General features: G+C 43.1%; 15 protein-coding genes and 1 pseudogene. 6 read left to right on the top strand and 10 right to left on the bottom strand.

Annotated features, from left to right (window positions below; all coding sequences use genetic code 11):
- Nucleotides 1–28 precede the first annotated feature (28 nt).
- The gene (locus tag INE92_RS24815; protein ID WP_004315064.1) at nt 29–1,369 is read right to left on the bottom strand and encodes an ATP-binding protein; all 1,341 of its coding nucleotides are present in this window, start codon (nt 1,367–1,369) and stop codon (nt 29–31) included.
- 332 nt (nt 1,370–1,701) lie between these two features.
- Nucleotides 1,702–3,441, bottom strand: coding sequence for a pectinesterase family protein (locus INE92_RS24810; RefSeq protein WP_055234903.1), 1,740 nt, complete (start codon nt 3,439–3,441; stop codon nt 1,702–1,704).
- 166 nt (nt 3,442–3,607) lie between these two features.
- Between INE92_RS24810 and INE92_RS24805 the strand changes: the two genes are divergently transcribed.
- The 3 genes from INE92_RS24805 to INE92_RS24795 all read left to right on the top strand — a co-directional run bounded on the left by INE92_RS24805 (nt 3,608) and on the right by INE92_RS24795 (nt 6,761).
- Nucleotides 3,608–5,275: an ISL3 family transposase gene (locus INE92_RS24805; protein WP_203462761.1), complete on the top strand. Its 1,668-nt coding sequence runs from the start codon at nt 3,608–3,610 to the stop codon at nt 5,273–5,275.
- Between the two features lie 212 nt (nt 5,276–5,487).
- Complete coding sequence (locus INE92_RS24800) at nt 5,488–5,868, top strand: hypothetical protein (protein WP_015532999.1); 381 nt, start codon at nt 5,488–5,490, stop codon at nt 5,866–5,868.
- A 35-nt stretch (nt 5,869–5,903) separates the two neighbouring features.
- The gene (locus INE92_RS24795; RefSeq protein ID WP_015533000.1) at nt 5,904–6,761 is read left to right on the top strand and encodes an IS3 family transposase; all 858 of its coding nucleotides are present in this window, start codon (nt 5,904–5,906) and stop codon (nt 6,759–6,761) included.
- Between the two features lie 472 nt (nt 6,762–7,233).
- Here INE92_RS24795 and INE92_RS24790 read toward each other — a convergent pair whose 3' ends face one another.
- Nucleotides 7,234–8,205, bottom strand: a complete 972-nt coding sequence (locus INE92_RS24790) for a pectinesterase family protein (protein WP_055234905.1) — start codon at nt 8,203–8,205, stop codon at nt 7,234–7,236.
- A gap of 9 nt (nt 8,206–8,214) precedes the next feature.
- A complete protein-coding gene (locus INE92_RS24785; RefSeq protein ID WP_004320969.1) occupies nt 8,215–9,414 on the bottom strand; it encodes a glycoside hydrolase family 88/105 protein in 1,200 nt (399 codons plus the stop codon).
- A 301-nt stretch (nt 9,415–9,715) separates the two neighbouring features.
- Between INE92_RS24785 and INE92_RS24780 the strand changes: the two genes are divergently transcribed.
- The 3 genes from INE92_RS24780 to INE92_RS24770 all read left to right on the top strand — a co-directional run bounded on the left by INE92_RS24780 (nt 9,716) and on the right by INE92_RS24770 (nt 13,955).
- Nucleotides 9,716–11,122 (top strand): PTS galactitol transporter subunit IIC, encoded by a 1,407-nt coding sequence (locus tag INE92_RS24780; protein WP_004301502.1) that lies wholly within the window; start codon nt 9,716–9,718, stop codon nt 11,120–11,122.
- Nucleotides 11,123–11,189: 67 nt separating this feature from the next.
- Nucleotides 11,190–12,110 (top strand): 5-dehydro-4-deoxy-D-glucuronate isomerase, encoded by a 921-nt coding sequence (gene kduI, locus INE92_RS24775; protein WP_004301501.1) that lies wholly within the window; start codon nt 11,190–11,192, stop codon nt 12,108–12,110.
- Nucleotides 12,111–12,437: 327 nt separating this feature from the next.
- Entirely contained in the window at nt 12,438–13,955 is a 1,518-nt protein-coding gene (locus INE92_RS24770) for an MFS transporter (RefSeq protein WP_004301500.1), read from the top strand.
- A 399-nt stretch (nt 13,956–14,354) separates the two neighbouring features.
- On the opposite strand, the gene INE92_RS24765 is transcribed toward INE92_RS24770, so the two are convergent.
- From INE92_RS24765 to INE92_RS27045, 6 genes and pseudogenes are all read right to left on the bottom strand, one after another.
- Nucleotides 14,355–17,846, bottom strand: coding sequence for an AAA domain-containing protein (locus INE92_RS24765; RefSeq protein WP_195436435.1), 3,492 nt, complete (start codon nt 17,844–17,846; stop codon nt 14,355–14,357).
- The gene (gene tatC / locus INE92_RS24760) at nt 17,809–18,645 is read right to left on the bottom strand and encodes a twin-arginine translocase subunit TatC (RefSeq protein ID WP_004324871.1); all 837 of its coding nucleotides are present in this window, start codon (nt 18,643–18,645) and stop codon (nt 17,809–17,811) included. The genes INE92_RS24765 and tatC overlap by 38 nt, the downstream gene beginning before the upstream one ends.
- Nucleotides 18,646–18,662: 17 nt before the next feature.
- Complete coding sequence (tatA, locus tag INE92_RS24755) at nt 18,663–18,884, bottom strand: twin-arginine translocase TatA/TatE family subunit (protein ID WP_004301497.1); 222 nt, start codon at nt 18,882–18,884, stop codon at nt 18,663–18,665.
- 157 nt (nt 18,885–19,041) lie between these two features.
- Nucleotides 19,042–21,582, bottom strand: a complete 2,541-nt coding sequence (locus INE92_RS24750; RefSeq protein WP_008020734.1) for a bifunctional UDP-N-acetylmuramoyl-tripeptide:D-alanyl-D-alanine ligase/alanine racemase — start codon at nt 21,580–21,582, stop codon at nt 19,042–19,044.
- Nucleotides 21,558–22,577 carry a GSCFA domain-containing protein gene (locus tag INE92_RS24745; RefSeq protein WP_004301494.1) on the bottom strand — a complete coding sequence of 340 codons (1,020 nt, stop codon included), beginning with the start codon at nt 22,575–22,577 and terminating at the stop codon, nt 21,558–21,560. Before INE92_RS24745 ends, INE92_RS24750 begins: the two co-directional genes overlap by 25 nt.
- A gap of 85 nt (nt 22,578–22,662) precedes the next feature.
- A pseudogene (locus tag INE92_RS27045) lies at nt 22,663–22,842 on the bottom strand (hypothetical protein).
- Nucleotides 22,843–22,844 lie beyond the last annotated feature (2 nt).

Genomic DNA, 22,844 nt, shown 5'->3' with positions numbered 1-22,844 from the left:
CTATTTAACAGAATCGGGCCAACATGACTTATGTCTCTATTTTTTTTAAAATATTAGGCAATGCGGCTATCATGTAAAAAGGAAGGTTGATAAGTTTGAAATGTTTTCCTTCATTAGTAGTAACTTCGTCTATAGCATAATTCCCCGACCAGATTCGAACTGCCAAATCATGCTCCGTTTCATTCATAAACTGATGAATGGATTTTAAGTGGGCGTTGTGTCCGTTTTTCACTTCAATTGGAATGATTTTCCCGCCATATATGTATACAAAGTCCACTTCTGCAGAACTCCCCCTTTTAGCCCGTACCCAAAACTTTTGCTTCTTACCTACTTCGTTGGAAAGAGCTTTTAATTCCTGCGCAACGATTTGTTCGGCAGCCATACCTCTCCATGTATCCGTCAAATCTTTACTAAGAAGATATTCTTTTTGTATTTCAGCCGCATAATTTACTAGTCCTGTATCCAGCCAGATCAATTTAGGAGCGCGTTTCAAATCTGTGGTAGCTGGCATTATCGTATGAGTGGTAGGATATACCAACTCCAGCAACAATGCTTTTTCCAGAGTACGGAAAGCCTCGCCCGTTTCACGGGCTTTGTAAGCGGACTGTGCAAATCCTCCTAAAGTGACAGCTTGCCCTGCATATCCCCAACCTTCTTCCAGTATGTAACGAATCACCGCAGCTTGCGTGTTTGTCTCCGCATACTTTTCCACATCATTCTTGTAGGCATTTAGCAGTTGATTGTAAGTATCGGACAAGGATACAACATCTCGGTTGGCAGCATACCTCGCTACAATTTCGGGCATCCCGCCTATCAGTGCATAACTATTAAAAAGTAGCATTAATTGTTGATGGAAAGCCTCCGGCAAACGTGCTTCCAAAATCCAATCTACAAACCGTCCCTCTCCTATTGCCTGAAGAAACTCAATAAAGGAACACGGATGCAAAGCCATATACTCCACCCGTCCTACAGGCAACGAGATGTGTTTGTCCAACATATTTTCCAGAAGAGAACCTGCTGCAATAACATACAACTCCGGCAATTCCTCGTAAAAGTACCGCAACAATGCAACAGCTTGTGGCGACGACTGTATCTCGTCGATAAAAAGCAGGGTTCGTCCCGGCCTCTGCGGCTTATTATCATACAAAAACAATAAAGGCAGCAGCATCTTTACATCATCAGTAGACTCAAACAAATCCTTTGCCTCTTTCTTTTCAAGGTTTAAAGACAGGAAATTATCAAACTCTTTGCCGAACTGCTCAACAATAGTGGTCTTCCCTACTTGGCGGGCTCCTCTCAATATCAGAGGCTTTCTATTATTTTTCTCTGCCCACTCATGCAACTGATTCTGTATCCTTCGTTCAAACATATCGTAATTTGTTTATTTACAGTTACAAATATACAAATTTGTTTCATTGCATAGGTAAATTTACCTATTTTTTGTTTCATTGCAGGGGTAAATTCACTTGATTTTTGTTTCATTGCAGAGGCATATTGACTATCAGTTGTACCAGATCGATAAAGTTGTACCAGATCAATAAAGTAGTGTACCAGTTGAGCATATGCAGTTCCGCCCTTTCAGGGCTTATGTTTGGCGTATACCTATCACGTAGGGCAATGCCCTACGCTATATAATAGAAGGCTTTCAGCCTATTAAACTACTTCCGAAACTTGAGTAAACAATCATATCTGTTCGTCAGATCAACGCTTTACCGTTATCAGCTTGTTTCCGTTCTCTATCGGATTCCATCCGTCTTCTCCTGCCAAAACTGCATTTATCTCATATCCTTTCAGATTCTTCAATTGTTGGGAGAAAGCAGCGCGCGCTTTCGGATGGGCTCCTTCGCCCCGACTTTCATATTCGGCATAAAAGACAGTTTTCTCGTTTTCCTTCTTGCCCCAGTTGTTCCAGCCAACGGGAAGAATGTGTTTCCCCAGTTCGCAACGGATAAATACAGCTTGCGCATACGGACGCCAGGGACGGGACAAATACACTTTTGTGGCTTCCGGTTCCGCAGTCAGTTTACAATCATAGAATACATAGCCATATTTTTTTCCTTTATCAGTAGAGGGAGCGGTGACATAACCATCCCGTTTGCTATGAATGTGGCAACGGTTGAAAACAGCCGTAGACCAACCGAAGATAAAATCAACCGTTCCTTCGATGTAACAATCTTCATAATATTGGCGGCTTTGCTTGCTGTATGTATAGAGGGTATCCTGGAAACCTAGAAAACGACAGTTCTTAAAATAGACACGATCGGCAGACACAAAGCAGGCAACTGCCTGTCCTACGGGACCTGATGAGTTCTCGAATGTGATATTCTCCGCATAAAAATCGGGGGCATAGATGTAACAGCTGGACGAACCGGAAGTTCCCATGTTCTCGCCGAATACATTTTTTTTGTTTGCAAAACCGTCATAAGTCAGTATCGCACCGTCTTCTCCAATCAAAGAGATATTAATCTTGGATTCGGGGATGATGAGCTTCTCTTTATAAGTTCCTTTACGAATCAGGATAGTGGTACGGACGTCTTTGCGAAAATCGGGAACAGCATTGATAGCTTCCTGCACGGTAAAGAAATCACCGCTACCGTCTTGGGCCACTACATAATCGAATTGACGGAGATATTTCGCCAGTTCCGGAATTTCCTTGCCGATGGCATCTACTGCCAGTCCGGCAATTGTTCGTGCTCCGTATACGTTTAAGTGAGTATTGTCTTCACGACCTTTCGGGAAAGCGGGCACCTGATTGGGTTCGACAAACATGAATAGTTTCTTTGATTCTACAGGTCCAAGTCCCTGCACCAGGTCATGAGTAATCTTGTTCATGTCTATAAAAGTCACTCCCAGTTCTTTTGCTACATTGCGGGGAGCATCCAGATAGGCGCCATGTGTATCGAATAAAACAGTTCCTTCTTTCGGTTGTTCCTTTTCCCCCGGTGTGCGGCGGACATCTTTTGCGATGGCATCATCCTTCGGCTGCACGAAGTTTCGACGGACGATAGAGTTGAACAACACCGGTATTCCACCTTTGGCGCGGGTTTCATTCACATACCGACGAAGATTTTCATCAAAAGTACTACCTGGATCGGTGTGACGAGTAGAGTCTGCTTTCTCATCATTATGGCCGAACTGGATAAAGACATAATCTCCTTTCTTCACCTTAGAAATTACTTTTTCCCAGCGTCCTTCGCTGATAAAACTCTTGGAACTTCGACCGTTGGCGGCATGATTGTCTATCCGTATGTCTTCGGAGAAGAATCCGGGAAGTACCATTCCCCAACCACGTTCGGGATTTCCTCCGTCTATTTTCTTGTTAGCCATTGTCGAATCACCTATCATAAAGATAGTGATGACCGGTTTGTCTGCACGAAATGCAGAAAAAAGAATAAGAGCCGTTGCAAGTAGCCCTACCATTTTAACCCTAAGTGTTTTCATATTCTTTATCCCCTCCTACGAGTTTTATTTGGTTCTTCGTCAAATTTGGTGGTAATCTCTTTTTTATTTCGATGGTTTTCCTCTTCTTCTTTCTTAATCCTATAAAAAGTTGTAGATATGTTTGCTTTTTAGTAACTTTAAAGACACCACATCATTAAGAGTTACAATGCAACAAGCCATATCTACAACGTACAAATATACATCAAAAAAAGAAAATCCTCCTACAAATAGGGGATTATTCCATGATTTCAGATTCAGTCCTGGCTACGATAATCTGCAACAAGATGGTATCTCTGAAGCTGTTGGTTCATTGACGGTCTTTTTACATACGGCTGGCAAGGGGGCTTCCTGTCCTTATTGCGGACATTTCAGTCACCGATTACACAGTTATTACTCCCGTCATATTCAGGATCTTGAAGTTTACGGTCATACTTTGGAGTTAGTCATAAAGGTTGGCAAATATTATTGCGAAAATGTTTCTTGTCCGCGAAAAATATTCTGCGAACCGTTGTCTTTTCTGGCTCGTCGGTATGGTAGACGGAGCTATCTTGTTGAGGAACGCATCAGATCGATAAGCTTGGAACTTACTTCCCGAAAGGCCTCTTCTCTTTTGCAGCTGTTCCATATAACGGCCAGTAGCTCTTCCTGCTTACGCATCCTACAACAGTGCGGGCAACATAATCCTATGCATAATAAAAGTATTTATGTAGGTATTGATGATTTTGCCTATAAAAAAGGTAAGGATTATATGAGTGTGGTCGTAGACCAGATGACACACATGCCTATTGCTTTGTTAGAGGATAGAAACGGAGAAGCGCTTGATAACTGGCTCACCCGGAATCCTCAAATACAATATATAACGAGAGACCGTGGAAGATGTTTCACAGAGGCTATAAACAGAATAACCCCTGGTGTTACACAAATCTGCGACCGGTTCCATCTAACCAAGAATATGACGGACACGATGATACCGGAAATAGAGAAAATGATTCGTCAGACCAAGCAAAAGCTCAAATACGAATATCCTGACAGAGACACGGCTTCTTCGTTAATTCTTCAGGACATATTTAACATGGGAGATGTCCGACACAGAGAAAAATTGAAGATATACAGGGAAAGCCTGAACTTAAAAATGCAGGGGATGACCATTGAGCAGACAGCCGCGCATTTGGGCAAGAAAAGTCGCTACATTTATAAGCTCATTCACAACAGGAGAATAGGGGCATACTTGAATGAGCAACAGAAGACAGCTCTTAAATATGTATCCGAACTGGCTACAATCATTAGTGCGGGCTGTATTACCCGAAAAATATTGGCACAAAAAATGGGGAGTAAAATCAGTGGCGCACTTATTGGAAGGATAACATCCAGCTTGCGAAAAATGTATCAACAAAAGAGGAAGGAAGTCAAGGAGCATAATGAGAGCATTGAAAACGGAAGTAAAACACAGAGAGTTTCACAGAATCAGATACGCAAATACATTCTAAAGGGAGAATCGGATAATCCTAAACTAGCGGAACTATATAAGTCCTCACCACAGATTAAAGAACTCTTAAGCGTGTGTCAGAATTTCAGAGATATGATTAATGGGAACACTTATGATAAGGATATTAGAAAGTGGATTGAAAAAGCGAAGGCAACACGGAATATGGCACTGACGAACTTTGCATATGGTATTGAAAAAGACTGGGAGGCAGTACAGGCAGCTATTGATATCCCCTTCAGTAACGGATTACTGGAGGGGACAGTGAATAAAATTAAAGCGGTAAAAAGGCAGATGTACAATAGGGCAGGAAGCAAACTACTGAGAGCCAAGATTCTTTATTCACAATAGAAGAAGTACCACCAAATTTGACGAAGAACCTTTTATTTTTTGTTTTTATCTGCCACCTGCAACGTTTTGCTTGTATCTTACTTGCAATCAACCGATTGCAGCGTTGCAGATACTGTTGCAGATACCGTTGCAGATGTTTATCTGCAACACCTTATATGATCCTGTTTTGTAGTGTACTAAATAAGTTGACACTTCTTAAATGCGAAATTCCCATGAAAGAATTAAAAAAGAAGTACACTCCTTACACAGAATCCGAACGAATGTCTTATATTCGTGAGTATTTATCTACTTCGGAAACGAAGTATCAGTTTGCCAAACGTACCGGTATTTGCCGTCGTCTGCTGATTCTTTGGCTTGATAAGTATCATATAAATGATAAAGTTATGAGTACAGACCACCCCTCTTTCAACAAATACTCTGCTGAGTCTCTCAATGAACTGGAGAAAGAACTCGCTGCATTGCGTGCCGAAAATCGCAAACTTCAGCGTGCTCTTCAGGAGGAAAGTCTTCGTCATGAAGCTTGTGAGGAATTAATAAATCTTGCTGAGTCAACCTATCACATCAAGGTTCGAAAAAACTCCGATGCCAAGTAATCGATACCTTGTCACAGGGGAACTCTGCCCGTCATATGCGCGGTAGGCTACAGTTCCTCTGTGATTACTTCGGCATAACCAGACAAGGTTATTATAAGCATGTCAACAGAAAAAAGGAAATAGACATCCTCACATCAAGCATTGTGTTGTATTGTAATGAGTTACGTAAACTTATGCCTAAGGCTGGTATACGTGAACTCTATGCATGCTGTCTCCGCAAGTTTGGTGTCAGGATGGTCATTGGGCGTGATCAATGCTATAATATTTTTCGTGCTAATGGCCTGTGTCAACGTGTCAGACATGTGAGACCAAAGACAACAAATTCTAATCATAATTATTACATTTATCCGGACTTGCTAAATGTTACTCCTAAATTTGTAGCTGACACATTCGGTTCAATGGTTGTAGCGGACATAACCTATGTTGCCACGTACCAGGGATGGGCTTACCTGTCTCTTCTTACCGATGCGGGCAGTCGGGCGATAGTTGGATATGCCCTGTGCAAAACACTTGAAGCGGAAGGTCCCTTAAAGGCACTGAGGATGGCTATAGACTTTTACAACAGATACAATGTTGATTTGAGTAGTCTCATACACCATTCTGACCGGGGAGTGCAATACTGCTCAAACCTGTATGTGGATATGCTCAAGAAACATCATATCAATATTAGTATGACGCAGTGTGGAGATCCGCTACATAATGCCCTGGCTGAACGGATGAATAACACGATCAAGAATGGGTGGTTGTTTGACTGCGAAGATGACAGCTTTGAACAGTTGGATAAACGTATAAGCGACGCCATATATGCATACAATTATGTTCGACCCCATCAAGGTATACAAATGAAAACACCGATGGAACATATTCGTAAGTACGCGGAAAAAGGTAGTTGAAGTCCCGCTCGTCGGGACGGGTGCTCCCGCCCCTTGCCGCGAGGGCGATCCCCGAGCGAAGAGTTTTTGTTGTTTAATGAAGTTTACAGCCCGAAGTCTTGCATTTATAAGAAAAGATACATATGTTTGCAACATCTTTAATATGACAACTTATTAAGGAATTACAAAGGGACAAGTAAACTTATTTAGGTTTTAAAATATATTGAGTTAACTAACTTAGGTATAACAAACGAAGTTGTCAACTAAATCCAGTACAGTACATTTTGCACGCAGACAAATTCAGTTTCCACGCATAGGAACTACAGTTTCCCCGGGAAGAAACGCTAGTTTCCACGTAGAGAAACGACAGTTCCCACATAGGGAAACTGCAGTTTCCTGCCTTGGAACGGGAGTTTCAAGCCAGGAAAGCAAATGCCCAAGCCCGGAAACAAAAATTTCAAGCTGCATAAACAGTCGGAAACCCTACGTATTTTTATTTATAGGGATACCAATTACTGCTTTCCTTAAAGATATTTTGCGGAGTATACTTCATTGCCTCCTTATTTGTCAACTGTTTAGCCCATGCCACACGCCCAGAAGCATCTGCGCCCGCACCCGTATTTCCGAATTCGGCATAACGGGCTGTCTTTTCGTTCTCCGGATTCTTCCAATTGTGCCATCCTTCGGGACGGATATGATTGCCAAACTCACAATTGATAAAGACCGTTGCCGCATAAGGACGCCACGGACGACCCAAATATACTTTTTTCACTCCCGGAGCGGCTGTCAACTTACAGTTTTTGAAAACATAACCGAATTCTTCACTTTGAGGAGTGGAAGCGGCAGTGATATACGAATCACGTTTACTATGCAGTTCGCAATATTCGAATAGAGCGGTGGAAGGACCAAAAATAAAATCGGTAGTTCCCTCGATATAGCAATTTGTGAATAAGAGACGCGCTCCTTCGGTTCCTGTATAAATAGTATCCTGATTTCCCAGGAAACGACAGTTGACAAACATCAGTCTGTCACCTTCGGTGTGAAGAGCTACCGCTTGCCCCAGTGGAGCCGCATTATTTTCAATCGTCAGGTCTTTGAAAGTAATGTCATTCCCTTCCACTTTGACCGTATAGGTGCGGAAAGTACCTATCTTATTGATATTGGCATGGTCATCATAAGTGATAATCGTTTTTTCTGCACTTTCGCCCACTAATTGCACATTCTTTACCCAGGAAGGAATGACCAGCTTTTCTTTGTATATACCGTTCTTGATATAGATCGTCACCGTATAATCCATAAAAGCGCGGACAGCTTCCACGGCTTCCTGAATGTTACGATACTCCCCTGTCCCGTCGCGTGCCACGACTAATGTGTCTTTGCGTTGCTGTTGTTGTGCATAAACAGATGTTGCTCCCACAGCCAGTAGAAGCAAACACATCATTCCTTTAAAAATAGTCCTTTTCATTGTCGGAAATTACTTTTGTAAACGTTCGTATTCCAAGCTAGCCATAATAAAAGGTCCTACGGCTTTAGGATCGTTATTGCGGATAGTTTCATTAATATAATAGTCATAATCGCCGGAACGATAGACCTTTCCTCCCAATCCTGCCACTGCACAAGCCTTGGTGATGGTTACCAATCCGTTCTTGTCCACTTCGATAAAATTATCCAGGAATCCTTTGTAGCCTTTCAATGCCACATCCAGATAAGACTTATCAATATATCCCAAACGAACCGCCTTAAAGAGTGAATAAATGAACATAGCGGAACAGGAAGATTCTACGTAATTACCCTTATCACCACTCCGGTCCATCACCTGATACCATCCTCCGGTCTTCGGATCCTGAAGTTTCTTCACCTGCACAGCTACATTATTCAATATATCAAGCAGGGAATCTCTTCCGGCTTCATGCTGCGGAATAAATTCGAGCACATCCACCAATGCCATCGCATACCATCCCATCGCACGTCCCCACGTATGTTTCGACTGTCCGGTCACCGGGTCCGCCCAACGTTGAGTGCGGCTTACATCGCACGCATGACGATAAAGACCATTTTTAGGATCGTACGTATGACGGGCACAAGTGACAAACTGGTTGATTACATCTGCATAGTCTTGCGGAAGATTATTACGGAATGCATACTCTGCGTAGAAAGGAGCTCCCATGTAAATTCCGTCCAGCCACATCTGGTGGGGATAAATCTTTTTATGCCAAAAACCACCGTCCTCATTACGCGGTTGTCCTTCAAACTGGCTATAAAGCAGGTCGAGCGCTTTCTTATATTTAGGATTCTTGGTCTGCTCATAGATACGGAAAAGGATTTTTCCGGAGTTGATACGGTCGAGGCTATAATCGGTTAATTTATAAGCGGTAATGCTTCCGTCCTCGTGCACCATTGTATCCGCATACGCGATGGCGTAATCACGAATTTTCTTGTCGCCATAAGCGTCGTACACATCGAGCATGGCTCCCAGTTCAAGTCCGTGGCAATAATCCCATTTCAGTTTCGGCTGAAAGTCGAGCTGCCAGGATTCGGGGTAACGGATCATTTCCGATTCAGTCAGTCGCACAGACCAGGGAAGTTTGCTGTCTACCTGTTGTGCCGATACAGAAGCGGTCATTGTAACCAATAAAGCCACTATAAAAAAATTATAAAAAGGAGTTCGTCTCATGGTTTGTTATTTTAAGGATTCAACATAGTCTTTTTTCACGGTACGAAAGTAGTGTTTTTCCTCCAAACCCAGTGGGATTTTTTAGTCAAGTAGGTGCATTTTTTGTTTTTCGTGCACGGAAACGACTAATTTTGTGCACGCAAACGTCAAAAATGTCCATTTTTGATGCAATATCTCATAAATTAAGAGTTTCGTTTTGGAAGAAAGCAAAAAAGGTCTTACTTTTGGCACGGTTTACAACTAATACCCTCTGGGGAAACACAGGTAATTTATCATTAAAACAGAGAAAAAATAGAACAGAATGGAAGAAGTATTTAAGTACATTATCGGTCTTGGAGCGGCAGTAATGATGCCAATCATTTTCACGATTTTAGGAGTATGTATCGGTATTAAACTTCCCAAAGCGCTGAAGAGCGGTTTGTTGGTTGGTGTCGGTTTCGTTGGTTTATCAGTAGTGACGGCATTGCTCACCAGCAGTCTGGGTCCGGCATTAAGTAAAATGGTTGAAATCTACGGATTGGAATTGGGAATTTTCGACATGGGTTGGCCTTCTGCTGCGGCGGTAGCTTACAACACTTCAGTCGGTGCTTTCATTATCCCTGTTTGCTTGGGAGTTAACTTATTAATGTTGCTTACCAAAACAACCCGTACCGTTAATATCGACCTTTGGAACTATTGGCACTTCGCATTTATCGGTGCTATCGTCTACTTCGCTTCCGACAATATCTATTGGGGATTCTTCGCTGCCATCATCTGTTACATCATTACACTGGTAATGGCTGATATGACTGCTCCTGCTTTCCAGAAGTTCTATGATAAAATGGACGGTATCTCTATTCCTCAACCGTTCTGCCAAAGTTTCGTTCCGTTTGCTATTGTAATCAATAAACTATTGGATAAAATTCCGGGATTCGACAAGCTGAATATCGATTCTGAAGGTATGAAAAAGAAATTCGGATTGATGGGTGAACCGCTGTTCTTGGGTATCGTAATCGGTTGCGGTATAGGCGCATTGGGTTGTGCCAGCTGGAAAGAAGTATTGGATAATATTCCGGGCATTTTAGGACTGGGTATCAAGATGGGTGCGGTGATGGAATTGATTCCACGTATCACCAGCCTCTTTATCGAAGGTTTGAAACCGATCTCTGACGCTACCCGCGAACTGATCGCTAAGAAATATAAGAATAACACCGGTTTGAGCATCGGTATGAGCCCTGCACTGGTTATCGGTCACCCGACTACCCTGGTGGTATCTCTGCTGTTGATCCCTGTCACTATTTTCCTGGCTGTTATCCTTCCGGGCAACCGTTTCTTACCGCTGGCTTCTCTGGCAGGTATGTTCTACCTGTTCCCGATGATTCTGCCTATTACAAAAGGTAACGTAGTGAAATCATTTATTATCGGCCTGGTAGCATTGATTGTAGGTCTGTATTTCGTAACAGGACTGGCAGGCTTCTTCACACTGGCTGCTAAAGATGTATACGAAGCAACAGGTGACCCGACAGTAAACATCCCCGCCGGTTTTGAAGGCGGCGCACTTGACTTTGCTTCCAGTCTCTTCTGCTGGGGTATCTTCCACCTTACTTACAGTCTGAAGATTATCGGCCCTGCCATCCTCGTGGCACTGGCACTCGGAATGGCTATCTACAACCGTATCCGCATGACTAGAAACGACGCAAAGAACGCATTGAACAGTAATAAGGAATAAGTAGAAAAGCCTTTAACTGATTATAATAAGTGGTATATAATATATAACTCAATAAAAAACTCGAAAGATGAAAAAATTAGCAATTGCAATGATGTTGGGTATCGCAGCAATGTCTGCCTCCGCCCAGGTGAATTACAAGATGCAAGTGGCTTGCAGTCCGCAAGACGTGAAAACGTATGATACTAACCGCTTGCGCAGTAGCTTCCTGATGGAAAAAGTAATGGTTCCAAACGAAATCAACGTTACTTATTCTATGTACGACCGTCTGATCTTCGGTGGCGCAGTGCCTGCAACAAAAGAATTGGTACTTGAAACAATCGACCCGTTGAAATCTAAATTCTTCCTCGAACGCCGCGAACTGGGTGTCATCAACATTGGTGGCGAAGGTATCGTAACCGTAGACGGTAAAGAATATACGCTGAAATTCAAAGATGCCCTGTACGTAGGTAGAGGCAAGCAGAAAGTGACTTTCAAGAGCAAAGATTCCAGCAATCCTGCCAAATTCTACATCAACTCGGCTACTGCCCACAAAGAATACAAGACTCAATTGATTACTATCGACGGACGTAAAGGTTCTCTGAAAGCAAACTCATTTGCTGCCGGAAAGCTGGAAGAAAGCAACGACCGCGTTATCAACCAGTTGATTGTTAACAACGTACTTGAAGAAGGCCCCTGCCAACTGCAAATGGGATTGACTGAACTGAAACCGGGTAGCGTATGGAACACCATGCCGGCACACACTCACTCTCGTCGTGTAGAAGCATACTTCTACTTCAATGTACCGGCAGGAAATGCTATTTGCCACTTCATGGGCGAACCTCAAGAAGAACGCGTCGTATGGATGCAGAACGAGCAGGCTATCATGTCACCGGAATGGTCTATCCACGCTGCTGCCGGAACAAGCAACTACATGTTTATCTGGGGTATGGCAGGTGAAAACCTCGATTACGGAGACATGGACAAGATCAAATATACAGAAATGCGCTAACCGTTGCGTATTCCTGTATGACATATAATTTTTCAGACGCAGATAACGCGGATAGCACGGATCAAAAATAAGAATCCGCATTATCCGCGTCATCTGCGTCTAAAAGATAAGACTCATTTGCTCTTGATTCACAAACTCGTTTATCTTCTTTCTGTATTACCCCCAACGTTGCAAATGATAATGCTATGAGACATTTTTATATCCTTTGAAACAAATAGCATATATAATGCAACGAATAATACATGATTTTGACCAATTTTTACAAATAAAATTCAGTCGAAATACCGACCTTTGTCAACGAAACAAAATCTATTTAAATCCATTATCATGAATGCATTTCAAAAAACAGGCGAAAAGATGACAAACTACAGATGGACCATCTGTGCTATGCTATTTTTTGCTACTACAGTTAACTATCTCGACCGTCAGGTTCTCTCATTGACGTGGGATGAATTTATCAAACCGGAATTCCACTGGGACGAATCTCACTACGGTACTATTACTTCTGTTTTCTCCATTGTATACGCTATATGTATGCTGTTTGCCGGTCGTTTTGTCGACTGGATGGGAACTAAAAAAGGATTTTTATGGGCTATCGGTGTCTGGTCGGCAGGTGCTTGTCTTCATGCCGTTTGTGGTATTGTCACAGAAGCACAAGTTGGACTTCATAGTGCAGCAGAACTGGCAGGTGCCACAGGAGATGTGGTAGTGACTATTGCTACGGTCAGTATGTACTGCTTCCTCGCCGCCCGCTGTATCCTCGCTTTAGGAGAAGCCGGTAACTTCCCTGCCGCTATTAAAGTAACCGCAGAGTACTTCCCTAAAAAAGACCGTGCTTATGCTACTTCTATCTTTAATGCCGGTGCATCTATCGGAGCATTGATCGCTCCTCTTACCATTCCTATTCTGGCAAAAATGTTCGGTTGGGAAATGGCATTTATCGTAATTGGTGGACTTGGCTTTATCTGGATGGGATTCTGGGTGTTTATGTATGATGCCCCGTCGAAAAGCAAACATGTCAATCAGGCAGAGCTTGATTACATCGAGCAAGATAATCGCGAAGCAGGCAGTGCTCCAATGACAGATGAAAAAGATGAAAAGAGAATGAAGTTCTGGCAATGTTTCAGCTACAAACAAACATGGGCCTTTGTCTTCGGTAAGTTCATGACTGACGGCGTATGGTGGTTCTTCCTTTTCTGGACTCCGTCTTATCTGAATACACAATTCGGTATCAAAACCTCCGACCCGCTGGGTATGGCGTTGATCTTTACGCTTTATGCAGTGACAATGTTATCTATCTATGGTGGTAAATTACCTACTATCTTCATCAACAGAACAGGTATGAATCCGTATGCAGCCCGTATGAAAGCGATGCTAATCTTCGCCTTCTTCCCGCTGGTTGTACTGTTAGCACAACCGTTAGGTACTGTTTCTCCATGGTTCCCGGTTATCTTAATCGGTATTGGTGGAGCTGCTCATCAATCCTGGTCGGCCAATATATTCTCTACCGTAGGCGATATGTTCCCAAGAACAGCTATTGCAAGTATCACCGGTATAGGTGGTATGGCAGGAGGCGTAGGCTCTATGATTCTTCAGAAAGTGGCAGGTAACTTGTTCGTATATGCTTCCGGAACAACGATGATCGACGGCAAAGAGGTGGAAATGACAAAAGAATTACTCGAACAAGGAGCACAATTCGTACACCCAGCCATGACATTCATGGGATTCGAAGGCAAACCAGCCGGATATTTCGTTATCTTCTGCGTATGTGCAGTAGCTTATCTGTTGGGTTGGGTTATCATGAAGGCATTAGTTCCGAAATACAAACCTATCGTATTAGAGTAAATCTATTCGAACAGATAGAATCGTTAAAAACAAAAGAGTAACTCGTCGCCGAGTTACTCTTTTGTTTTAACCAATTATTCAAAAAAATGAAAAATGAAAAAATAAAAAAGCCTCTTCTCACGAAGAAGGCTTTTTAGGTTTACTTATCCTGCATCATCCTCCTGCAAAATTTTTAACCGAAACACTAGAAACAGTGTTTTTGCATTCCTATAATGAAGTATAGTAAACGTTAAGATGAAAAAAAGGGAAGTCTCACGACTTCCACAATTCTTCTAACCTTAAATCTAAATCTCTATGAAAAAAACGTGTTGCAAATATAGGCGTTTGTTCAACATAGAGGTGTTAATGAATTGCATAAAGAGAGAATAAAAACTAACATCTGCAAAATGATGCAATTTTTCAGAAGCTTTCTATTAATTTTAATAAACTTTTATAGAGTGGATTGCGTTCGAGGAGCTCGGGAACTCCTGTAATGAACATCTGTTTTCTTGCACGGGTCAAGGCAACATTCAGTTTCCGGTCGATCAAAACACCCTCTTCTTCCGTCAGATTGGATAGAAATTTTAGTTGGTAAGGGTAGTTGACACAGAAGGAATAGATTATTACATCACGCTCGCTTCCCTGGAACCGTTCTACTGTGTCAACTAGAATTCGGTTCAGAGCTGGAATACCTAATGATTCTATTTCTTTTTTTATCAATGCTATCTGACTCCGGTAAGGGGTAATGATTCCTAAAGTACGGGATTCGTCAAAATCTGTCTGATGATCTTCATAAATGCGAGCAGCTAAGTCGGCAACAATACGTGCTTCCGAATAGTTGATCTTTGCAGATGCTCCGGCCTTCTCCGGCACAGAGGGATAAAAAGCCAAACGACAGATAGTATCGGATGATTCTATTTGGTGAGGCAAGCCGACAGGGATCAGACGCCCTCCATAAAAGGCACGATTAGCAAACAAAGCAACTTCCGGATGCATTCGCCCTTGACGGCATAGCATATCGTAGGAGCGATGAACTGTTGCAGTACAGTTCCGGTAGAGGCGTTCAAACAAGGAATCTTTCAGATTGGTCAACCCGATAGACAGTAAAGATTCATCATAAATGGCCGATTGCTCCGTATTTTGCTGTACCACAGCAGGCAGTTGTTTATGATCTCCGATCAACACAAACTTATCTATTGCATCTTTTCCGTCTTCTCCACGTGCACAGAGAATGCCTAACAACTGCGGTTCCAATATTTGGGTAGCTTCATCAATAATAGCTACATCAAAATGTTTCAGACAAAACAGTTCCGGTTTGCCGGAAATAGCCACTACCGTTCCCACAATAATCCGACAATTCCGGATGCGTTCGTACACTTCCGAACGACGGTTACAAGAGGATAATTCATTTTCAATCAGATGCCCGCGGTAGGCTTCATCACATGATAATTCACTTCCCACACGTATAAAATCAACAGCCGGAGCAATGGAAGCCAGCGACTTGCATATCTCATCGACAGCCCGGTTGGTGTATGAAAGCAAAAGAATCTGCGCATCTTTATCTGCATGAAAAGTCTCCACCATTTTCTTCAGGGCACATGAAGTTTTGCCTGTTCCCGGAGGTCCGATAAGAAGGAAATAATCCTGTGCGGCTTTTGCTTTCAGGGCGATTCGCGTAAAATCGTCTTCCGAACGGGAAATCATGGAATCCAATGATTCATCAAACCGAGGAGGACGCTGTGACAGCAACAAGTCACGACGTTCCTTCCTTGCAGAAAGATAAATATATAACCCCTGATACATCGAGCGGAATGTTGTATCCATTGTATCATGTTCTATCGCATAAAGGCTTTCGGCAGGAAGTACGGATGGGTTCTGCTGGGTAGCACGTAAGCGAATACTTATTTCGTTTTCTGTCAGGTACTCGATATTGCCCTTGAAAACCATTTTATTGGTAACGTTATCTGTATCGCGGTTACGTTCATAAAGGATAATGGCGTCGCCTTGACGGAAATTAGGAAGAGAAGTCTCTGTTTCAAGAGCTTCACTGCTGACAGTCTTACTTGCAGAGGCTTCATTTCCGGTAATATCATTTCCAATAGCTTTATCTCCGGTAATGTCATTTACGGCAGCTTCATTCAACAAAGTTTTCCCAGCCTTTTCCTTTTTAAAGAAAGAAAAAGTAAGTCCGGCTTTATGTTCATCGGCAGCATGATTCTCCTTTATTCTCAAATCATAAATGATTTCTCCGGCCTCGCATTTCTCCGCTAATGTAGAAAGCCATAAAGAAGCTGCCCCGGTACGTCCTTCATAATCCACATCACCGGATTTTGAAGTATAAAGTTCCTTTGTAATGAAGTTGTACACCGCATAGAAGTAATTCTTTTCCAGTGGAGAAAGAGCTTTCAGTTTCGATTGAAAGTTATCAATAGAAGGACGCAGATATGTTTCCCAAAAACGTCCTTTCAATCCTCTTTCATTCAAGGTGGAGGCATTGATTTCTTCCAGTTTTTGTGCCGTATATTCCAGACTGTTTCGCAATTGGACGCCATATTCATCGGCCACAATGCGGTTACGCAAGTCAATCACCCGACGTACCATCGCCCACGAAGGACGGGAGGGATAAAGGAGCGGATAACGGGTATAAAGCAAATAGGCTTTCACTTTCCGGTGATCCATTCCCATCGAATATTGCAGGACTGCTTGATAAAGTAACATCTGTACTTTATTATTCTCCTTCGGCTCTACCTTGCCCCGGATAGCGTATTCATCCGCCTTGCCGGATTTCATTTCTATGAAAGAAGACATATCCCGCTGCATATAGTCGAGACGTCCCTGAAGTCCGAGTGCTTCACAGATATAAGACGGTTCGAGCACGGCATCCGTCTTGTCCAGTTCATAACCGGCTGCATGAAAGGTATCATTGACCGTTTCACGAATATGATCGAAGTGCAGTTTGCAGTCCTCAAAGAATTGGCGTTCTTTCTCTTTGTCGCGCAAATCGGAACAGGCAGCCAGCTCAATAGGATAACGCCGGAAGGCTTTCTGCATACAGGTACGATAATCTATGTCTTCACTCTTCGCATGAATCCATTCGTCCAGAAAAAGATTGGCTATATTTCCCAGTAACAGAGGCCGGGCATTTTCGATCGGTTGAAGACGGGAAAGAAAATAATTGGCCGGATGATGCCCGTAATCACGGAAACACTCTGCCAAAGAACTGATGTCAAGTAAATAATCCGGTTCGAGTACAATGAAAGAAGGAGTCAGGATTCCCGCCTCATCCACTGCAACATCCAATAAATTGACCTGGGCATGACGCCAAAGCAGTTTGCACGTTTCTGCAAACTCTTCATTGATTTGAGGAATATTATAACGAACTAAATATGGTTTCTCCGAGACTTCGTCCAAGGGAGTCACATACAAATATTGCTCGTCGGCATACTGGAAGCAGACACGCATCCGCTGCACTCGTTCGCGGGCAGGAGGCGCAACCAGGTAGGTGGCATCCGCACGCGGAAGTAGGCGGTATAATTCCAAGGGAATATCCTCTTCCAGGAGTTTACGAATAAAGAAAGCTAATGTTTTCGCATCGCGCAAGAGTTGTTCCCGGTTGGGCTCCTGCTGGCGGTTCAAGATAGCATTCGAAGTGAGCCGGAAAGTATGCAGCCGGTTCTGCTCTGCAACAGAAAGACCGACCTTAGCCGCCACGAAACTGATTCGTGCGGAAAGGTCGGTCATCTGTAAGCTTTCGTTTTGCATTTGCGCGCGACAAATACGCTCCAGCAAGTCGCGCATTTGCTTATATCCTACGGCAAGATAAGCATCTTCCGTCCGGCAAACTGCTAAAAGGATTTCATAAGATTCTATCGCTTCACTCTTCGGACAGGGCAACTTCATCTCCAGCTTCATCTTCAACTTCCTCTTCTGTTTTCTTCTTGTCTTTTATCATCAAAATACTCATCTCGTACAACAGATAAAGCGGAATAGCAACAACACTCAAGGTGAACGGGTCTCCCGTCGGAGTAATAATAGCAGCAGCTATCACTATGATGACAACCGCATGACGGCGATATTTCCGCAGGAAGGACTTGTTGACCACTCCCATTAAAGAAAGCAACCATGTAACCAATGGAAGTTCAAAAGCCAATCCCATGCAGAGAATCAGCATCATAAAATTGTCGATATAAGAATTGAGCGACAGGATATTCTCCACTTCCGAACTCAACTGATAAGTAGAAAGGAAACGGAGAGTCAACGGATAAACCATAAAGTAGCCCAACAGTACACCGATGAAGAACATCAGTGTTCCGATAGTCAATGCTTTACGCACGCCCTTTCTCTCATTCGGATAAAGGGCGGGATTGATGAAACGCCATATTTCAAAAAAGATATAAGGCATAGCCGTCACCACCGACATCCAGAATGCTGTCGACATGTGAATAAAGAAAGGAGCAGCCAAGTTGATATTGACCAGCTTCACATAAAATTGTTGCGTGAAGAAGTCATCGGTCAAATCAAATGTTTTACCGATATGCCGTAATAAATCGTAGAATATGAAATCATTGTGGCAAGGCGCAAGTATTACATGGTCGAAGAGGTAGGGCATAGCAATAAAATAGCCTATTGCCAATACAAACCAAACTCCAACTACCCGAAAAAGTACCTTACGCAATTCGTCCAAATGATCCCAAAAGGTCATTTCTGCCATCCGTATGTTGTGCTCTTTTAGTTCTTAGAAGGATCTACAGGTTTGTCCAACTCGTCTTTAGCCTTGTTTATTTCATCTTTCGCTTCGTTTACACCGTCTTTGAAGCTCTTTACGCCTTTGCCTAATCCGCGCATCAGTTCAGGAATTTTCTTTCCACCAAAAAGAAGAAGGATAACCAAAGCGATAATAATCCATTCGGAACCACTGGGCAAAAAGCCTAACAATAATAAGTTTGTCATAAGTTTATTTGATATAAGAGGTTTTTAATAGTTGCTGCAAATATAATCATTTTCACCACAGATTACACGGATTCACACAGATTTATAGCTTATCTTTCGATTTATTGCTACTATATATTCTCTTCAATCTGTGTGAATCCGTGTAATCTGTGGTGAATTAATCCTGATAATATACCCGTTTCACCCGTGTCGATATACTTGTCAACACTTCATAAGGAATCGTTTCCAGCTTATCGGACAACACCGTAATCGGCAGATCATCACCGAAGATGATAGCCTGATCGCCTTCCCGACAATCAATATCCGTCACATCGATCATGCAGACGTCCATACAGATATTCCCCACATAAGGAGCTTTCTTTCCGTTCACCAGGCAATAGGCGTTGCCGCGTCCCAAGTGGCGGTTCAGTCCATCCGCATAACCGATAGGAATAGCTGCAATGCGTGAAGGGCGTACCAAATGCCCCATCCGGCTATATCCTACCGTATCTTCTTGAGGAACATCCCGGATCTGAAGGATGGTGGTCTTGAGCGTACTTACATTATGTATTATCGAATTGTCTATCGGGCTGACTCCATAAAGTCCGATTCCCAAGCGCACCATATCGTACTGTGCTTCGGGGAAACGCTCGATTCCTGCCGTATTACAGATATGACGGAGAATCTTATGAGAGAAGGCGGCCTGCAATTCTTGCGAACCTTTCTCGAACAATTCAATCTGTCCGCGGGTGAAAGCGTCGAACTGTGACGAATCACTTCCTACAAAATGAGAGAATACCGAACGGGGAATCACCGCGCTCTGATTCTTCAGACGACGGATAAGCAATGGAATATCCTCTACCGCAAAGCCCAAACGGTGCATACCTGTATCAAGTTTCACATGAATGGGGAAGTTGGTGATTCCTTCTTTCTCCGCAGCTTTGATGAGTGCGTCAAGCAGATGGAAATTATAGACTTCCGGTTCCAGTTTATAATCAAACATGGTTTTGAATGCAGTAAGTTCCGGGTCCATAATGATAATAGAGGCGGTAATGCCTGCCTTGCGGAGTTCGGAACCTTCGTCAGCAACGGCTACAGCCAGATAATCGACATGGTGTTCCTGTAAACTCTTGGCAATTTCATACGAACCGGCTCCGTAAGCTGATGCTTTCACCATACAGATCATCTTTGTTTCCGGATGGCGAAGCATAGAACGGTAATGGTTCAAGTTGGCTACCATCGCTCCGAGATTTACTTCAAGAATGGTTTCATGTACCTTCAATTCGAGGGCTTCGGATACCAAATCAAAGTTGAACACGCGGGAACCTTTCACCAGAATCACTTCCGAATGAAGCGATTTAAGTATATTGGATGCAAGGAGTGCTTCTGTATTAGGGAAGAAGTAGCGTTCGAGATCATCATCAAAACGAGCGGAACAAGAAGATATCTCCTGCCCTACACCAATCAGTTTATTAACGCCTTTGCTCTGTACCAATTGTGCCACACGCCGATAAAGCGTAGCGGTACTTTGTCCGGTTTCCAGTATATCCGACAGGATAAGCGTCCGCTTCAAGCCTTTCTTTTCCGAGCGGCGTACAAGGAAATCGAGAGCAATATCCAATGATGCCAGGTCTGAATTGTAGCTATCATTAATCAGTACACAGTTATTCTTTCCTTCTTTCACCTCCAGACGCATGGCAATCGGTTCGAGACGGGCCATCCGCTCGGTTATCTGGTCGGCAGGTGTCATCAGGTAAAGACAAGCTGCCAGACAATTCAGTGCATTTTCAATGGAAGCGTCATCGATGAAAGGGATACAGAAAGTATTATCCATCTCCAGATAACGATAGGATATAACGGTATGATCTTCTTTCTTGGTCACACGGCTGATATACAACGGGCGTTCAATGTCTGTACGGCTCCAGGCAATCTCACGTGCCGTCAGCATTGATTTTGCGACACAATTGCTGATTAACTCGTTATCACCGTTGTAAATCACGACATCACAGTCTTTGAAAAGCGTCAGCTTTTCCATGCATTTCTCCTGCAAGGAGAAGAAGTTTTCCTGATGGGCACCACCGATATTGGTCAGAATACCAATAGTAGGCTTAATCATTCGTTTCAAAGCTCCCATCTCCCCCATCTCGGAAATACCGGCTTCGAAAATACCCAGCTCGGCTTCTTCAGAAAGTTGCCACACAGAAAGTGGGACTCCGATCTGCGAATTATAACTGCGTGGAGAACGAACGATGCAACGATCCGGGCTAAGTAACTGATGCAACCACTCCTTCACAATGGTTTTTCCATTACTGCCGGTGATACCGATCACAGGGATCTTAAATTTATCACGATGTGTTTCGGCAAGCTTCTGCAAAGCTTTCAGAGGATTGGGAACGATGAGGAAGTTGAGAGTTGAGAGTTGAGAATTGAGAGTGGGCTGCGCACCATCATGCTGCATAGAACTCTCAACTCTCAACTCTCCATTCTCAACTTCTTTAAAGTCTTCTTCCGTAATTACAAAATTACGTACGCCCCGGTCATATAAATCGGGGATATAACGGGCTCCGCTATTTCGTTTGGTAGTTAAAGCAAAAAAAAGAGTTTCTTCCGGAAAACTCAAAGAGCGGCTGTCTGTTAGCAGCCAATCAATAGTCGCTTTATGTTTGCCCACACGGCGGGCACCGATACTTTTGGCTATGGATTCAATCGCATATGACATAGTTCTGTTTCTTTTTGAAAATCTAAGTACGGGTATTTTCCGATAAGTCGTTCTATTTTTAACACTATTTGTCCTAAAAAGCGTTGATACGCCTCTGATTCGGGATGAAAGGGTTTGTGCGCCAAGTCCCGGCGGATGTCTTGCACAGCTACGATAACCTGCTTTGTTTCAGGAGAAAAGAAGGTTTCGGAGAAGCGTTCCCACAGGTAACGAATCGCCAGAGGAGACGGATGCAACATGTCATCGGCATAGAAGCGATAATCACGTAATTCATCCAATATGATTTCATAAGAGGGGAAATAGAACACTCGTTCCGGAAACAGTTGTTGCAATCGGTCGATGGCGAGCAGCAGAGTCGATTTGCTTAACTGGTTGGCGTGCATCCCGTCGCGTATATGACGGATCGGGCTGACTGTAAACAACCATTTCAGATCCGGATTCCGGGCTGACATTTCGGTGATGAGTGCTGTATAATCTTCTACAATTTCTTCTACAGACAGCCGGTAACGCAAAAAGTGACTCTCCGGCAATTGATGGCAATTAGCTACCACTTGTCCACTCTCCTTTTGTTTATAAACGTAAGCAGTTCCCATTGTCACCATCAGCCAGTTCAATTCCGGCAGTTTTTTATAAGCGTGGTGAAGACGTGAATTTATGGCATGCAATGTCTCTTCGGGCGTAAAAGCAGAAAAAGAGCCATGATGCATCGGGCTATGCCATAAATCTTTGTAGGCAAACAGATCTTGTTTGTTGTATTCCTTATTTCTTATAATCTCCCTCAAAGCAGATGAGACGGACAAAGGATTATAAAGAATACCAAAAGGATTCAGGTCCAGTTGAAATCCGGCATCCATTAATTGTCGCCCGATATTTTCCGCAAAACAGGACCCCATCAGAAGAATATGATCTGCGTGACTGACCGACGGCATCCCGGCAGGTAGTTCTACAGATGTTTGAAAGTTCATACGATTTTCCATCATTTCATTACGTTTCATGTGCAAAAGTAATCAAAAAACTATTTCCACCCTCTTTTTCCTCACGATTCAATAATCTTAGGAAATAAGAAAAACAGATGCGTCTCTATGCCGAATAAGATTTTATCCTCAAATCCGCAACTAAGCCCTTGAACGTCCTTATTGCGTTTACACGTCCTCTCATTACTGAATTTGCAGATAATTTGAACTTGAAGCACCCACTTCTGCCTACAATATCCCCTTACCCCACAATGTGACTTGAGGCAATACACAATATCATTCCCATAA

Source organism: Bacteroides xylanisolvens (assembly GCF_018289135.1).
Taxonomy (GTDB): domain Bacteria; phylum Bacteroidota; class Bacteroidia; order Bacteroidales; family Bacteroidaceae; genus Bacteroides; species Bacteroides xylanisolvens.
The sequence above is the reverse complement of the archived record's forward strand: the minus strand, read 5'-3'. Positions and strand labels throughout refer to the sequence as shown.

Excerpts from the sequence above, each read along its gene's own strand:
- INE92_RS24815 (WP_004315064.1), bottom strand. The coding sequence starts at position 1,369 with ATGTTTGAACGAAGGATACAGAATCAGTTGCATGAGTGGGCAGAGAAA.
- INE92_RS24810 (WP_055234903.1), bottom strand. The coding sequence starts at position 3,441 with ATGAAAACACTTAGGGTTAAAATGGTAGGGCTACTTGCAACGGCTCTT.
- INE92_RS24805 (WP_203462761.1), top strand. The coding sequence starts at position 3,608 with ATGCAACAAGCCATATCTACAACGTACAAATATACATCAAAAAAAGAA.
- INE92_RS24800 (WP_015532999.1), top strand. The coding sequence starts at position 5,488 with ATGAAAGAATTAAAAAAGAAGTACACTCCTTACACAGAATCCGAACGA.
- INE92_RS24795 (WP_015533000.1), top strand. The coding sequence starts at position 5,904 with ATGCGCGGTAGGCTACAGTTCCTCTGTGATTACTTCGGCATAACCAGA.
- INE92_RS24790 (WP_055234905.1), bottom strand. The coding sequence starts at position 8,205 with ATGAAAAGGACTATTTTTAAAGGAATGATGTGTTTGCTTCTACTGGCT.
- INE92_RS24785 (WP_004320969.1), bottom strand. The coding sequence starts at position 9,414 with ATGAGACGAACTCCTTTTTATAATTTTTTTATAGTGGCTTTATTGGTT.
- INE92_RS24780 (WP_004301502.1), top strand. The coding sequence starts at position 9,716 with ATGGAAGAAGTATTTAAGTACATTATCGGTCTTGGAGCGGCAGTAATG.
- kduI (WP_004301501.1), top strand. The coding sequence starts at position 11,190 with ATGAAAAAATTAGCAATTGCAATGATGTTGGGTATCGCAGCAATGTCT.
- INE92_RS24770 (WP_004301500.1), top strand. The coding sequence starts at position 12,438 with ATGAATGCATTTCAAAAAACAGGCGAAAAGATGACAAACTACAGATGG.
- INE92_RS24765 (WP_195436435.1), bottom strand. The coding sequence starts at position 17,846 with ATGAAGCTGGAGATGAAGTTGCCCTGTCCGAAGAGTGAAGCGATAGAA.
- tatC (WP_004324871.1), bottom strand. The coding sequence starts at position 18,645 with ATGGCAGAAATGACCTTTTGGGATCATTTGGACGAATTGCGTAAGGTA.
- tatA (WP_004301497.1), bottom strand. The coding sequence starts at position 18,884 with ATGACAAACTTATTATTGTTAGGCTTTTTGCCCAGTGGTTCCGAATGG.
- INE92_RS24750 (WP_008020734.1), bottom strand. The coding sequence starts at position 21,582 with ATGTCATATGCGATTGAATCCATAGCCAAAAGTATCGGTGCCCGCCGT.
- INE92_RS24745 (WP_004301494.1), bottom strand. The coding sequence starts at position 22,577 with ATGAAACGTAATGAAATGATGGAAAATCGTATGAACTTTCAAACATCT.